This is a genomic window from Streptomyces sp. M2CJ-2, from assembly GCF_016757295.1.
GTDB lineage: Bacteria > Actinomycetota > Actinomycetes > Streptomycetales > Streptomycetaceae > Streptomyces.
Map to the genome: position 1 here is coordinate 97728 of NZ_JAESIF010000016.1, position 13632 is coordinate 111359.

Genomic DNA, 13632 nt, shown 5'->3' on the forward strand with positions numbered 1-13632 from the left:
AGCCGAGGAGCTGAGGAGTTGAGGAGCGCACCATGAACATGGCCGTGGTCGGCATGATCGCCGGCATGGCGCTGGGCTTCGCCGGATACTTCGGCGGATTCGGGGCTTTCGTGCTGGTGGCCGCGCTGGGTGCCATCGGTTTCGTCGCCGGGCGGTTCCTCCAGGGGGACCTGGAGCTCGGTGACTTCTTCCGTCCCCGTGACGATCGTCGGAGGTGAAACCGGTGAGCACGGGGGAAGGCGGGGCCGAGGGCGCCCGCGTCGTCGTGCCGCCGCGCGAGCGCGGTGCGACCAGGATCGCCGACCGGGTGGTCGCGAAGATCGCCTCCCAGGCGGCCCGTGAGGCGCTCGGGCCGCTGCCCCCGGACGCCGAGCCGCCGCACGCCACGGTCGTCGTCCACCGCGACGACACCGCGCGGGTCCGCGTCCACGTCGAACTCGGCTACCCCAGCGACATCGGCGGCCGGTGCGGGCGGGTACGCCGCCAGGTGGTCGAACGGGTGTCCCTGCTGGCGGGCATGCAGGTGCCGGAGGTCGTCGTCCAGGTGGAACGGCTGCACCTGGCGGCGGCGCCGGGAGGGGCACGGGGGAGGACCCGATGAGCGGACCCGGAGCCGTCGAGCAGCCCGCGGGCACCGTCCTGGAGAAGACACCGCCGCCCGCGCCGGACGGCGCCGCGGCCCCGGGCCCACGGCGCTTCTGGTCGGCGCGCAAGGTCCCCGCGGGCCTGCTCGCACTGCTGCTCCTGGTGATCGCGGTGGCGTTCCTGTACGACATCGCCGCGGTGCGCGCCGGCCGGCCCGCGATGAGCTGGCGCCGGGAACTGGCCCGCCAACTGGCCGAACGTCCGCTGGACGACGTCTGGGTGCTGCTGGGCGCCGGGATCGCCGCCGCCCTCGGACTCTGGCTGCTCCTGCTGGCCCTCACCCCCGGGCTGCGGGCCCTGCTCCCGATGCGCCGCGCCCACCCCGACGTACGCGCCGGACTCGACCGGGACGCGGCGGCGATGGTGCTGCGGGACCGGGCCATGGAGATCGCCGGAGTGCAGACGGTGCGGGTACGGGTGGCCCGCAAGCGGGCCGACGTCCGCGCGGTGTCGCACTTCCGTGAACTGGACGACGTGCGGGCCGACCTGGACGCGGCGCTCGCCGACGCCGTCGAGGGCCTGGGGCTGTCCCGGCCGCCCGCCCTGGCGGTACGGGTACGACGTCCCGGCAGGAAGGAGTGAGGCCGGTGATCAGGGTCGTCAACCGTGTACTGCTCGGGATCACGGGCCTGCTCCTGGTGGCCCTCGGCGGGTCCGTGCTGGCCATCGGGCTGGGGGCGCCGGCGCCTTCCTGGTGGCTGCACCAGGGACGGCACGACGTACTGCTGAGCGACGCCGAGCGGACCCGGTGGCGGGACGCGGGCTGGTGGTGGCCCGTCGTGATCGCCGCACTCGCGGTCCTCGTCCTGCTCCTGCTCTGGTGGCTGGTCGCGGTCATGCGCCGGCGCCGACCGGCCGAGGTGTTCGTCGACACCGGCGACGGCGACGGAGCGAGCCTGCGCGGCCGGGCCCTGGAGGCCGTACTCACCGAGGAGGCAGGCCGGTTGGACGGCGTCGACCAGGCCCACGTCCGGCTGACCGACCGCCGCGGTGCCCCGCGGACCCACGTCAGCCTCCGCCTGGAGCCCCACGTCGACCCCGGCACCGCGCTGAACACCCTCACCACCGGAGCCCTCACCCATGCCCGCGAGGCGGCGGGCCTGACCACCCTCCCGGCCGAGGTCCGTCTACGAGCGGTCAAACACCGCGCGGAACGCGTCAGCTGAGCACGGCCCCCCGCCCCGGAACCGGACGGGCCCTAGAACCCGTCCGGCGGCTCATGCCGCAGACGCGGGGGCTGGCACGCACTCCCCCAAGCTCTTCGAGCAGGGGGGACCCCCAGCCGCGTTGTCGTCACTCGCCGACGCTCCGCGTCGACTCCCTCCTCCGCCTTGCAGCTGCACGCACCAGCCCCCGCTCACCGGAGCTGATGAGGGCGCCGTCGCTTTCCTGCGACTTGATCCGCTGGACGGGCCCTAGAACCCGTGCCGTACCCCGCCGTCCACCGGGACCATGACGCCGGTGACGTAGGAGGCGGCCGGGGAGAGGAGGAAGGCGGCGGCGCGGCCGAACTCGGCCGGGGTGCCGTAGCGGCGCAGGGGGATGCGCGACTGGGCCGCCTGACGGGTGGCCTCCGGGTCGGCGGAGAGGGTGTCGAGTTCACGGACCCGGTCCGTGTCGATCCGCCCGGGGAGCACACCCACGACACGGATGCCGCGCGGGCCCAGCTCGTCCGCGAGGGACTTGGCGAAGCCGGCGAGCCCGGGACGCAGACCGTTGGAGATGGTCAGGCCGGGGAGCGGCTCGTACACCGAGCCGGACAGCACGAAGCCGATGACCCCGCCCTCGCCCAGCTCCGCGGCGGCGGCACGGGCCAGTCGTACCGCGCCCAGGAACACCGACTCGAACGCCGACTGCCACTGCTCGTCGGTGGTGTCGGCGACGAACCCGGGCGGTGGTCCGCCCACGCTGACGAGGAGGCCGTCGAAACGGTGGAACCGCTCACGCGCGGTCGCGATCAGCCGTTCCGGCGCCCGGGGGTCGGCGTTGTCGACCGCCACGCCGACCGCGTTCGGCCCGAGGCCGGCGACCGTCTCGGCGACGCTCTTCTCCTCCCGGCCCGTGACGACCACCTTCGCACCGTCCGCGACCAGCTCGCGCGCGGTGGCGTTGCCCAGTCCGCGGGTCGCCCCGGTGACGACGTACACCCGGTCCTTCAGTCCAAGATCCATGGCCCTATCCTGCCTCCTCGCCCCCGAACAGGGCGAGGGCGGTGTTCACCAGGCCGATATGGCTGAACGCCTGCGGGAAGTTGCCCAGCATCCGCTCGCCCTTCGTGTCGTACTCCTCCGCCAGCAGACCCACGTCGTTGGCCAGTCCCAACAGCCGCTCGAACAGCTCGCGCGCCTGATCCGTCCGGCCCGCCATGTGCAGGGCGTCCGCGAGCCAGAACGAGCACACCAGGAACGTGCCCTCCTCACCGGGCAGCCCGTCGACGGGTGCGGCGTCCGGGGTGTAGCGGCGTACGAACCCGTCCTGGCCCAGCTCCGAGCGGATCGCGTCGATCGTGCCGAGCACCCGGGGATCGTCGGCCGGCAGAAAACCCACCCGGGGGATCAGCAGCAGCGCGGCGTCCAGTTCGCGCGAGCCGTAGGACTGCGTGAACGTGTTGCGCTCCTCGTCGTAGCCCTTCTCGCACACGTCCCGGTGCACCTCGTCGCGCAACGCGCGCCAGCCGTCGAGGTCGCCCTCGAGGTCCGGGCTCTCCTCCAGGAGGCGCACCGCACGGTCCGCGGCCACCCACACCATCACCTTGGAGTGCACGAAGTGGCGGCGGCCGCCACGCACCTCCCACAGCCCCTCGTCCGGCTGCCGCCAGGCCGTGCGCAGGAAGTCCAGCAGGACGGTCTGCAGGGCCCACACGTCCGGGTGCGGGGACAGGCCCGAACGCCGGGCCAGCGTCAGCGAGTCCACGACCTCGCCGTACACGTCCAGCTGGAGCTGGTTGACGGCGTCGTTGCCGACCCGTACCGGGGTGGCGCCGCCGAAGCCGGACAGCCACGGCAGCTCGGACTCGGGCAGCCGCCGCTCGCCCGCCAGCCCGTACATGATCTGCAGATCCGCCGGATCGCCCGCGACCGCGCGCAGCAGCCAGTTGCGCCAGGCCTCCGCCTCCTCCTGGTACCCGGCCGCCAGCAGCGCGTTCAGGGTCAGCGTGGAGTCGCGCAGCCAGCAGAAGCGGTAGTCCCAGTTGCGCACCCCGCCCGGATCCTCCGGCAGCGAGGTGGTGGGCGCGGCGACGATACCGCCGGTGGGGGAGTAGGTGAGCGCCTTGAGCGTGATCAGGGACCGCACCACCGCGTCCCGGTGCGGGCCGGTGTAACGGCACCGGGACGCCCACGCGCGCCAGTCGGCGATGCTGTGCCGCAGAGAGGAGTACGGGTCGACCAGCGGCGGGCGCGGCTCGTGGGAGGGGTGCCAGGTGAGGACGAACGCGACCCGCTCGCCCGGCCCGACCGTGAACTCGGAGTGCGTGCCGCGGTCCTCACCCCAGGTGGGCACCTCCGGCACACTGCGCAGCCACGCCGAGTCCGGCCCCGCGATCGCCACCCGGTGGCCGTCGCTCTTGCGCACCCAGGGCACCACCGAGCCGTAGTCGAAACGCAGCCGCAGCGTGCTGCGGACGGTCACCTCGCCGCGTACGCCCTCGACGATGCGCACCAGGTCGGGGGCGCGGTCGCGCTGCGGCATCAGGTCGGTGACGCGCACCGCGCCCTCGTCGGTCTCCCACTCGGTGTCCAGGACGAGGGTGTCCCGGCGGTAGGAGCGGCGCGTGTACCGCTCGGCGCCCAGCGGCGCGATGCGCCAGTGACCGTTGTCCTCACCGCCGAGCAGGCGGGCGAAGCAGGCGCCGGAGTCGAAGCGGGGCAGGCAGAGCCAGTCGACGGACCCGTCCGCGCCGACCAGGGCGGCGGTCTGTTCGTCGCCGATGAGCGCGTAGTCCTCGATACGGTGCACGAGGTGCGGATGCCCGGCCGCCGGGGGCGGCAATCAGGGGCGGCGCCGGGGGAGTGAGAGGACGACGACGAGGAGTGACGGCCGTCACCGCGCAGGTCCTAGACCGCCGCGGGTTCGGTCTCCTCCGCGCCCGCCGCCCCGGCAGCCGCCTGCTCCGCCCGCTCCCGTGCCTCGCGGCGGACCAGGACCACCCAGCCGATGGGGACGCCCGCGGTGAACAGCCACCACTGGACGGCGTACGCCATGTGCGGGCCGATCTCGTCGTGCACGGGCTCGGCGATCAGCTCCGGGCTGCCACCGCTCGGCTCGGGCTCCGTCAGGTCGACGTAGCCGCCGAGGACCTCCTTGCCGAGCCGCTCGGCCTCCAGCTCGCTGTTGATCAGCATGATCTGCCGGTCGGGCAGGCCCTCGAGGTTCTTGATGCCGCTGTCCTCGGTCGTCTGGTCCTGCATCAGCCGCCCGGTGATGGTGAGCTCGCCCCCGGGCGGCGCCGGGATCTCGGGGAACGCGCTCTGGCTCGGACCGTCCGCGGGCACCCAGCCCCGGTTGACCAGCAGGATCCTGCCGTCCTCGAGGACGAACGGGGTCAGCACGTGGTAGCCGACCTCGTCGTCCGCGTTGGTGCGGCGGCGCACGACGACCTCGTCGGCGGTGTCGAAGCTCCCCTTCGCCGTCACCCTGCGGTACAGGTGCTCGTGCTCGACCTTCGCTCCGGGCGAGGTCAGGGACCCGGCGGGCACCGGCTCGGCCGCCAGGGAGTTGGCGATCACCTGGTTCAGGGCGACCCGGCGCTCGTGACGGTGCAACTGCCAGAAGCCCAGCTCGATCATCGTCGGGATGAGCACGAGTGCCAGGAGGGTGAGGATCACCCACTGGCGGGACAACAGGAAGCGGTACACCCCACGACCGTACAACCAGGGCCGTGGGGTGCATTCAGGCGGGTACGTCCTCACACCCGGTCGACGATCCCCGTCCTTCCCTCCGCGCGGGCGCAGTGGGCGCCGCAGTACCAGTGGCCCTCGGCCTCCACACCCTGGCCGATGATCTGCACCCGGCAGTGCTCGCAGATCGGGGCCATCCGGTGGATCGCACAGGAGAAGCAGTCGAAGACGTGCACCGCGCCCTGCGCGTGCACCTCGAAGGTCATTCCGTAACTGTTGCCGCACACTTCGCATGTCGCCATGCGCCACAGGGTGGGCCCATCGGTCCGGTGCGGGCGAGCGGGCGGCGGGCGAGTCGCCCGGCAATCACCCGTCCGCACGGTCCTTGGCCCCCGACGGGCTGACCGTGCCGTCGGCGCCCCGCTCGCCGTCGGCGCGGTCAGCCCTCCGACGCGGGTGCGACGTCGCCGAGCAGCTGGCCGAAGGCCGCCTCGTCCACGACCGGGGTGCCGTACTGCCGGGCCTTGACCACCTTGGACGTGCCCGAGTCCGGATCGTTGGTGACGAGGAGGCTGGTCAGCCGGGACAGGCTGGTGGCGACGTGCAGCCCGGCCCCGGTCGCCCGGTCCTCCAGCAGGTCCCGCTCCACGGAGGTGTCACCGGAGAACGCGACCCGCATGCCCTGCTTGAGCGGCTTGCCCGGTTCGTACCGTCCCGGGTTGGGGTAGGGGCACGCGGGCCGCTTGCGGGAGGGGCGCCAACCGGTGGACCGATGGCCGCCGCCGTGCCCGGCCTGCTGGGCGACCCGGGGCCGGTCGGTCCACTCCGTCAGCGGCAGGCACTCGTGCAGCGGCAGCCGCATCCCGCCCACCGCCGCGGCCCGCAGGCTGGGCCGGAACGCCTCCGCCAGCACCCGCGCGTCGTCCAGCGCGTGGTGCGCGCGCCGCTGCACCACACCGAAGTGCGCGGCGAGCGACTCCAGCTTGTGGTTGGGCAGCGGCAGCCGGAGCTCCTTGGAGAGGACTATCGTGCACAACCGCTGCTTCACCGGCGCCTGCGCGCCGGCGCGGGCGTACTCGCGGGCGATCATCTGCCAGTCGAAGACGGCGTTGTGCGCGACGAGCACCCGCCCCTCCAGCCGGGTGGCGAACTCTTCGGCGATGTCACCGAAGAGGGGCGCCCCTTCGAGCGCCTCGCTCGTCAGACCGTGGATCCACACCGGACCGGGGTCCCGCTCCGGATTGACCGTCGTGTACCAGTGGTCCTCGACCTCACCGCGCGCGTCCAGCTGGTAGACGCCCGCGGAGACGATGCGGTCGTCCCGGGCGAGTCCCGTGGTCTCCACGTCGACGACCGCGTACCCCTGCGGATACGAGGCCGGCCAGGCGGTGGCGGAGGACGCTGCGGTCGTGAGGTCTTCGAGCATGGTTCATGAGGATACGGGCCGCGACTGACAGCCCTGCCCGTCAGGTGCCGTGCGCGCCCCGCCGCCCGGCCTCACCAGCGGATCGGTACCGGAAGCGCCGTCAGGAGGCCCGACACCGCCACCACCAGGGCCAGCAGGTACGCCTCCGCCCACGCGGGGCCGCGAGCGCTCAGCGGATCGGCCGCGCGGGCCAACCGGGCCCGGGCCCACAGGGCGAGGGCCGCGACACCGGCCATCAGGATCACCTTCGCGAGCAGGGCACGCCCGTACGCGGTGTCCGTCAACTGCTCCAGGATCGTCCCCGGCGGCATCCGGCGCAGTGAACTGCACACCCCGGTCGCGGTGATGGCGGCCAGCAGAACGGCCGCCACGCGCGCGTACAGACCCAGCAGCACGCCACCCGCTTCCGAGCCCCGCCACGCCCGCATGGTGCGCAGCGCGTACAGCAGGCCGCCCACCCAGAGTGAGGCGCAGGTCAGGTGAATCAGCGTCAGGCCGGAGCCGATCAGCGGGGTGTACTCGGTCTTCGGGTGCGCGCGCAGGGCCTCGGCGACGGTGATCGCGGCCAGCGGCCAGGCCTGCGTGCCCGGACGGCCGGAGGCGGCGCACAGGGCCGCGAGGAGGAACGCGTTGACCTCCAGGAGGGCCAGCTTGCCGTCCCGGGAGTCGTACAGGCCACCCACGTCGACGGCGGCGAGGCTTTCGGGAACCAGGTTGCCGGTGGCCACGACGGAGGCGAGTCCGATGGCGGCCGCGAAGCCGACGGTGTTCGCGACGGTGGACCAGCTGCGGGGCACGGCCGGGGGCGCGTCGGGCACGGAACGCAGGAGCCGGTTCACGAACAGTTCGCCGACGGGTATCGCCAGAGCCGCGAACAGCACCGTCCGCAGCAGGGCTATGCCGCCGGTGCCGGGCGCCGGCGCCTCACCGGTTCCGTGCAGGGCGGGGGACGGGCCGAGGAGGGGTATCAGCGCGGCCAGCGCCACCAGCACGAGTACGGAGACGGCCGGGCCGGTGCCGGAACGCGGTGCGCCCCTGTGCGCACCGGCCGCCCCGGACCTGGGATTTGTCAGAGTCACCCCAGGATCTTCACAAGCGCTCACAGGACGGGCAAGCACGGAGTGGGGAGGTGGGGGACAGTTCGCGCCAAGGTCGGATGTGACGCCCCGGCCGTGCTCGTGCGGCCTGCCGGCACCGGCCGCGGTCCGTCATCCCCACCGCGCGGTGTCCGCCCCCCACGGTCCGGGCGGGCGGGCCCAGTCACGGGGCCCGCCGGCGAACGACACCGCGGGCCGGACGTACCGCAGCCTGCCCTGCGCACCGTCCGCCTCCGTGAGCCAGGCGTCGGCGGACCCGCCGGCGGCCGGGGCGGAAGCGGCTGCCGCCCCTTCGGCCGGCGCACCCGTGTGTGCGGCTCCTTCCAGCAGCCAGCCCGCCGTCCGCGCCAGCGCCAGCCGCACGAACCGGCTGCCCCCCTCGTCCGCCTGCTCGGTCAGCGCCCGCAGCACCGCCGCCGCCAGCAGATATCCCGTGCCGTGGTCGAGGGCCTGCGCCGGGAGCGCCCCCGGCCGCTCCGGTGAACCCTCGCTCGTCGCGATCCCCGTGGCCACCTGCACCAGGCTGTCGAAGCCGCGCCGGTCGCCCCACGGCCCGTACGCGCCCCACGCCGACAGCTGCGCCACGACCACCCCGGGCCGGCGCTCGGCCAGTGCCTCGGCGCTCAGCCCGAGGCGGTCCAAGGACCCCGGCCGGTACCCGGTGACCACCACGTCCGCGGCCGCGAGCAGCTCCTCGAAGGCATCCCGGTCGGCCGTCAGGTCCAGCAGGGCCGAGCGCTTCCCGAACCCCGTGTCGGTGTGCTGGTCGGGGAGTTCGGGCAGCCGCGGGGAGTCCAGGCGCAGCACGTCCGCGCCGAGCAGGGCCAGCGTGCGGGTGGCGACCGGCCCCGCGATGACCCGGGTCAGGTCCAGCACCCGCAGCCCCGCCGCGGGCAGCAGCGGATCGCGGCCCACGGGGGTGAGCACGCGTGCGGGTGCGGCGTCCAGCCGCCCGCGCTCCACCAGCGGACGCTCCGCCACCGCCGCGGCCTGTTCGTGCGCCGCCCACTGCGCGGGCGTCCGCAGCGCGACGGCGAGCCCCCCGGAGGCGTACACGGCCTCCTCGACCTCGACGGCCGACCGCTCGGCGAGCGCCGCCGCCACCGCCTGAGTGTCCTCGGGCGTCCCCAGCGCGGCGAGCAGCCGGGCCCGGTGGTGGGGGTAGTTGGCGTGCGTGCGCACCCATCCGTCGGCGGTGCGCCAGAAACGCGACAGCGGAGCGAAGGCCACCGGGGCCCGCCCGTCGACCAGCAGGTGCCGCTCGCTGACGAACGCCGCGGCCACCGCTCCGTCGTCCACCCGCACCGCGGGCGTCCCCAAGACTCCGGGACGCCCCGCGGGAACACGTCCCGTGCGGGCGCGCCCCGAAGGCGTACGCGCCGCCCGCCGCGCGCCCAGTTCGGCCGCGGCCAGCGCGCACGCGCCCACACAGGCGCGCGCCAGCTCCCGTACCGGAAGCCGCGCGGGAAGAACTTCAGGCCGCTCGACGGTCGACACACGGGTGAGGAGGGCGGGATCGCCGCCCAGCGAGGACCACGCGGCCGCGAGGCCGATGCGGGATTCGGTGTCGGTCATGGGTGCACTGTGCCGCACCGGCCGCCCATGCGGCATGAGCCGATCATCACACTCGGGCACCCGCCGACGCCCCGCCCACGATCCACCCGGGGGAACCCCGGGACACCGGAAGGGCCGGGCGGATCGCCCGGCCCTTCCCTCTCACAGATCACGCGGTACGGCCGCGCGGTACTGCTACTGCCACTGCACTGCTACTGCTTCGCCTACCGCTTCACCGCGTCCAGCGCGTCGACGATGCCGAAGCCGTAGAAGCCGTTGATCCGCTTGCCGCCCTCGCAGGTCGCGTCCTGCACTCCGTCGCCGTCCTGGTCGTAGGAGGCCGGGCAGCCCGGGTTGTCCGCCTGCGCCTTCAGCAGCGCCTGCAGCGCGGCCGGGGAGGCCCACGGGTGCTTGGACTTCAGCAGCGCGGCCACACCGGCGGCGTGCGGCGCGGCCATCGAGGTGCCCTGGAGGAAGGCGTACTGGTTGTTCGGCATGGTGGACAGGATGCGGCCGTTCTTCGACGGCGTGTCCGGCAGCTGGTAGCGGCTGTCGCCGCCCGGTGCCGCGACGTCCACCACGCGGTTGCCGTACGTGGAGTAGAACGACTTGGCGTCGTGCACACCGGTCGCGCTGACCGTGACCACACCCGGCAGCTGGGTCGGCAGGTCCAGGCACTCGGAGGGGTCGATGGTGCGCTCGACCGGAGTGGTGTCGTTCGGGCTGGAGGCGTCGTCGATCGCGTCCGAGGCCAGGTCGTGGTTGGAGTTGCCGGCCGAGGCGACGTGCAGGGTGCCCTTCTTCTGCGCGTACAGCTGGGCCCGGTTGACCGCGTCGACGATCGCCTTCTGGTCGGGGTCGTCCTTGCAGTTGTACAGCCACGGGTCCACGTAGTAGCTGTTGTTCGTGATCTCGACGCCGTGGTCGGCGGCGAACACGAAGGCGCAGACGACGTTCTCCGGGTAGAAGAGACCGTTGTCCGGGTCGCTCACCTTGATGCTGGACACCTTCACGCCGGGCGCGACACCGGCGACGCCGATGCCGTTGCGGGCCGCGGCGATCTCACCGGCCACGTGGGTGCCGTGGTAGTCGTCGTCCGTGTACGGACGCCAGGCGCCCTCGCTGGTGTCCGCCTTGCCGCCGACGCAGTTGGCCGACTGGGCGGCGGAGAAGTTCGCCTTGAGGTCGTCGTGGGTGTCGTCGACGCCGGTGTCGATCACGGCGACGGTCACCTTCTGGCTGCCGGGGTTGATCCGCGCGGCCTTGTCGGCGCCGATCGCCCGCAGGTCCCACTGGTCGGCCTCGAGGGGCTCGCTGCCGGGGACCTTGTCCGAGGCGGCCTTCGTCCTCGCGGCCTCGGCGGCCGTCACGTAGTCGGCGGCGCCCACGTCGGTCGTCCCGGCCGGGGCCAGCGGCGCGGTACGGGTGGCCCCGGCGGACTGCACTCCCCGCGCGGCGCGGATCTCCTTGCCGAAGTCCGGGTTCGCCGAGTGGACGACGATCACACCGATCTTGTCGTACGTGACCACGACGGTCCCGCCGGCCGCGGCGATCGCCTTCTTCACCGACGCGATGGTGCGGTGGTCCGCCTCGGTGTTGACGACATACGCCAAGGCGGGCGCGTCCGTAGCCTGCTTCGCCGCCGGCGCCGCCTGCGGAGCCGCCGACGCCGCCACCGGCAGGAAGCCGAGCGAGGCGGTCAGGGACAGCACGACAGGAACGGCGAGGGCGAGACGGCGTCTGGAACGCAGCTGAGCCATGGGATCTCCACATCATCCGGAAACAAAACCGCCCGAGGCACAGGTGGTGCTCGGGCAGGGACATGACGGGTGGTGCAGGGTGAAGTTATCCCGCGCCCTCTCCGGGCAACAACGTTTTGCCGTAACGACTTCGGAAAACGTCCCCCGAAAAGAAAGCACGGACCGTTGAACCGGTGCTCGCGTGGCGCCGTGACGTTGTGCAGGGAGCACGAGGACACTCGCCCCCGTTCCCGTCGTTCCGTCGTAACCGCACCCGCAACGCGAGGAGACCCCGTGGCCGCCGAAGCGCCATCCCCCTCAGCAGAGGAACACAAACTCCCCACGCCCGAGGAGTTCACCGCGGTGCAGGAGAGCGCTGAGTTCGGTGAACTGCGCCGCTCCCACCGCTCCTTCGCCTTCCCCCTGACCGTCGGCTTCATCCTCTGGTACCTGCTGTACGTGCTGCTCTCGAACTACGCGGGCGGCTTCATGGGCACGGAGCTGTTCGGCAACATCAACGTCGCCCTCGTCTTCGGGATCCTGCAGTTCGTCACCACGTTCCTCATCGCGTGGTGGTACTCCCGGCACGCCGCCACCAACCTCGACCCCAAGGCCGAGGCCATCAAGACCCGTATGGAGGGCGGCGCATGAGCCCCGCGATCACCCACGTCACCCTCGCCGCGAACGAGGCGAGCGAACACCGCGCACTGATCATCACGCTGTTCGCGCTGTTCGTCGTCGCGACCCTCGGCATCACCGTCTGGGCGGGCCGGCAGACCAAGGACGCCGCCGACTTCTACGCGGGCGGACGGCAGTTCAGCGCCTTCCAGAACGGACTCGCGGTCTCCGGCGACTACATGTCGGCCGCGTCCTTCCTCGGCATCGCGGGCGCCATCGCCCTCTTCGGCTACGACGGCTTCCTCTACTCCATCGGCTTCCTGGTCGCCTGGCTGGTCGCCCTTCTCCTGGTCGCCGAGCCGCTGCGGAACTCAGGCCGCTACACGATGGGCGACGTCCTCGCCTACCGCATGCGCCAGCGGCCCGTGCGCACCGCGGCCGGCACCTCCACCATCGTGGTGTCGATCTTCTACCTGCTGGCCCAGATGGCGGGCGCCGGCGTCCTGGTCTCGCTGCTGCTCGGCATCACCTCCGACGCCGGCAAGATCCTCATCGTCGCCCTCGTCGGCGTCCTGATGATCGTCTACGTCTCCATCGGCGGCATGAAGGGCACCACCTGGGTGCAGATGATCAAGGCCGTGCTGCTCATCGGCGGCACCATCCTGATCACCTTCCTGGTGCTGCTGAAGTTCAACTTCAACATCTCCGACCTGCTGGGCAAGGCCGCCGACAACAGCGGCGCGGGCGCGGCCTTCCTGGAGCCCGGCCTGCAGTACGGCGCGAACGGCACCACCAAGCTGGACTTCATCTCCCTCGGCATCGCCCTGGTGCTCGGCACCGCCGGTCTGCCGCACATCCTGATCCGCTTCTACACGGTGCCCAACGCCAAGGCCGCCCGTAAGTCCGTGAACTGGGCCATCGGCATCATCGGCGGCTTCTACCTGATGACCATCGCCCTCGGCTTCGGCGCCGCCGCGCTGATCTCGCGGGACGAGATCATCGCCTCCAACCCGTCCGGCAACACGGCCGCGCCGCTGCTCGCCCTGCACCTGGGCGGCGTCGACTCGACCTGGGGCGCGATCCTGCTCGCCACCATCTCGGCGGTCGCCTTCGCCACGATCCTCGCCGTGGTCGCCGGTCTCACCCTCGCCTCGTCCTCCTCCTTCGCGCACGACATCTACGCCAACGTCATCCGCAAGGGGAAGGCCACGGAGAAGGAGGAGATGAGGGCGGCCCGCTGGGCGACCGTCCTCATCGGCGTCGTCTCCATCGCGCTCGGCGCCCTCGCCCGCGACCTGAACGTGGCCGGTCTGGTCGCGCTGGCCTTCGCGGTCGCCGCGTCCGCCAACCTGCCGACGATCCTCTACAGCCTGTTCTGGAAGCGGTTCACCACCCAGGGCGCCCTGTGGTCGATCTACGGCGGTCTCATCGTCGCCGTCGGCCTGGTGCTGTTCTCGCCCGTCGTCTCCGGCGACCCGACCGCGATGTTCCCCGACGTCGACTTCTCCTGGTTCCCGCTGAAGAACCCGGGACTCATCTCCATCCCGTTCGGCTTCCTGATGGGCTGGCTCGGTACCGTCCTGTCCAAGGAGGAACCGGACGCCAAGAAGTACGCGGAGCTGGAGGTCAGGTCGCTGACCGGCACCGGCGCCCACTGACCCGCACCGGCGGCCCGGCCGCGTCGTGCGGACCTCTCCGGAGGCCCGCACGACGCG

The 13632-nt window shown here is 72.6% G+C and carries 14 protein-coding genes; 6 read left to right on the forward strand and 8 right to left on the reverse strand.

Features of this window, described 5'->3' with window-relative positions; all coding sequences use genetic code 11:
- Window positions 1-32: 32 nt before the first annotated feature.
- From JL475_RS15365 to amaP, 4 genes are read left to right on the forward strand one after another with little or no spacing between them, the layout of a single operon-like run.
- Window positions 33-218, forward strand: a complete 186-nt coding sequence (locus tag JL475_RS15365) for a hypothetical protein (RefSeq protein WP_202278263.1) — start codon at window positions 33-35, stop codon at window positions 216-218.
- Window positions 219-223: 5 nt separating this feature from the next.
- Entirely contained in the window at window positions 224-601 is a 378-nt protein-coding gene (locus JL475_RS15370) for a hypothetical protein (protein ID WP_202278264.1), read from the forward strand.
- The gene (locus JL475_RS15375; RefSeq protein WP_202278265.1) at window positions 598-1227 is read left to right on the forward strand and encodes a DUF6286 domain-containing protein; all 630 of its coding nucleotides are present in this window, start codon (window positions 598-600) and stop codon (window positions 1225-1227) included. The genes JL475_RS15370 and JL475_RS15375 overlap by 4 nt, the downstream gene beginning before the upstream one ends.
- On the forward strand, window positions 1224-1811 hold the full coding sequence (gene amaP, locus JL475_RS15380) for an alkaline shock response membrane anchor protein AmaP (protein ID WP_202278266.1): 588 nt from the start codon (window positions 1224-1226) through the stop codon (window positions 1809-1811). The genes JL475_RS15375 and amaP overlap by 4 nt, the downstream gene beginning before the upstream one ends.
- Before the next feature lie 249 nt (window positions 1812-2060).
- Here amaP and JL475_RS15385 read toward each other — a convergent pair whose 3' ends face one another.
- From JL475_RS15385 to JL475_RS15420, 8 genes are all read right to left on the reverse strand, one after another.
- On the reverse strand, window positions 2061-2816 hold the full coding sequence (locus JL475_RS15385; protein WP_202278267.1) for an SDR family oxidoreductase: 756 nt from the start codon (window positions 2814-2816) through the stop codon (window positions 2061-2063).
- A 4-nt stretch (window positions 2817-2820) separates the two neighbouring features.
- On the reverse strand, window positions 2821-4602 hold the full coding sequence (locus JL475_RS15390; RefSeq protein WP_202278268.1) for a glycoside hydrolase family 15 protein: 1782 nt from the start codon (window positions 4600-4602) through the stop codon (window positions 2821-2823).
- A 98-nt stretch (window positions 4603-4700) separates the two neighbouring features.
- A complete protein-coding gene (locus JL475_RS15395; RefSeq protein ID WP_202278269.1) occupies window positions 4701-5501 on the reverse strand; it encodes an SURF1 family protein in 801 nt (266 codons plus the stop codon).
- A 50-nt stretch (window positions 5502-5551) separates the two neighbouring features.
- Entirely contained in the window at window positions 5552-5785 is a 234-nt protein-coding gene (locus JL475_RS15400) for a hypothetical protein (RefSeq protein ID WP_109379926.1), read from the reverse strand.
- A gap of 137 nt (window positions 5786-5922) precedes the next feature.
- A complete protein-coding gene (locus JL475_RS15405) occupies window positions 5923-6909 on the reverse strand; it encodes a DEDDh family exonuclease (RefSeq protein ID WP_202278270.1) in 987 nt (328 codons plus the stop codon).
- Window positions 6910-6980: 71 nt separating this feature from the next.
- On the reverse strand, window positions 6981-7988 hold the full coding sequence (locus JL475_RS15410) for a CopD family protein (RefSeq protein ID WP_202278271.1): 1008 nt from the start codon (window positions 7986-7988) through the stop codon (window positions 6981-6983).
- 129 nt (window positions 7989-8117) lie between these two features.
- Window positions 8118-9581 (reverse strand): CoA transferase, encoded by a 1464-nt coding sequence (locus tag JL475_RS15415; protein WP_202278272.1) that lies wholly within the window; start codon window positions 9579-9581, stop codon window positions 8118-8120.
- A gap of 203 nt (window positions 9582-9784) precedes the next feature.
- Window positions 9785-11320, reverse strand: coding sequence for a S8 family serine peptidase (locus JL475_RS15420; protein WP_202278273.1), 1536 nt, complete (start codon window positions 11318-11320; stop codon window positions 9785-9787).
- 273 nt (window positions 11321-11593) lie between these two features.
- On the opposite strand from JL475_RS15420, the gene JL475_RS15425 reads away from it, so the two are divergent.
- On the forward strand, window positions 11594-11950 hold the full coding sequence (locus tag JL475_RS15425) for a DUF485 domain-containing protein (RefSeq protein ID WP_202278274.1): 357 nt from the start codon (window positions 11594-11596) through the stop codon (window positions 11948-11950).
- Window positions 11947-13575, forward strand: a complete 1629-nt coding sequence (locus tag JL475_RS15430) for a cation acetate symporter (RefSeq protein ID WP_202278275.1) — start codon at window positions 11947-11949, stop codon at window positions 13573-13575. The genes JL475_RS15425 and JL475_RS15430 overlap by 4 nt, the downstream gene beginning before the upstream one ends.
- Window positions 13576-13632 lie beyond the last annotated feature (57 nt).

What these genes read in the sequence shown, in the direction of transcription:
- JL475_RS15365 (WP_202278263.1), top strand. Translation starts at nt 33, where the DNA reads ATGAACATGGCCGTGGTCGGCATGATCGCCGGCATGGCGCTGGGCTTC.
- JL475_RS15405 (WP_202278270.1), bottom strand. Translation starts at nt 6,909, where the DNA reads ATGCTCGAAGACCTCACGACCGCAGCGTCCTCCGCCACCGCCTGGCCG.
- JL475_RS15420 (WP_202278273.1), bottom strand. Translation starts at nt 11,320, where the DNA reads ATGGCTCAGCTGCGTTCCAGACGCCGTCTCGCCCTCGCCGTTCCTGTC.
- JL475_RS15430 (WP_202278275.1), top strand. Translation starts at nt 11,947, where the DNA reads ATGAGCCCCGCGATCACCCACGTCACCCTCGCCGCGAACGAGGCGAGC.
- JL475_RS15400 (WP_109379926.1), bottom strand. Translation starts at nt 5,785, where the DNA reads ATGGCGACATGCGAAGTGTGCGGCAACAGTTACGGAATGACCTTCGAG.
- JL475_RS15375 (WP_202278265.1), top strand. Translation starts at nt 598, where the DNA reads ATGAGCGGACCCGGAGCCGTCGAGCAGCCCGCGGGCACCGTCCTGGAG.
- JL475_RS15415 (WP_202278272.1), bottom strand. Translation starts at nt 9,581, where the DNA reads ATGACCGACACCGAATCCCGCATCGGCCTCGCGGCCGCGTGGTCCTCG.
- JL475_RS15385 (WP_202278267.1), bottom strand. Translation starts at nt 2,816, where the DNA reads ATGGATCTTGGACTGAAGGACCGGGTGTACGTCGTCACCGGGGCGACC.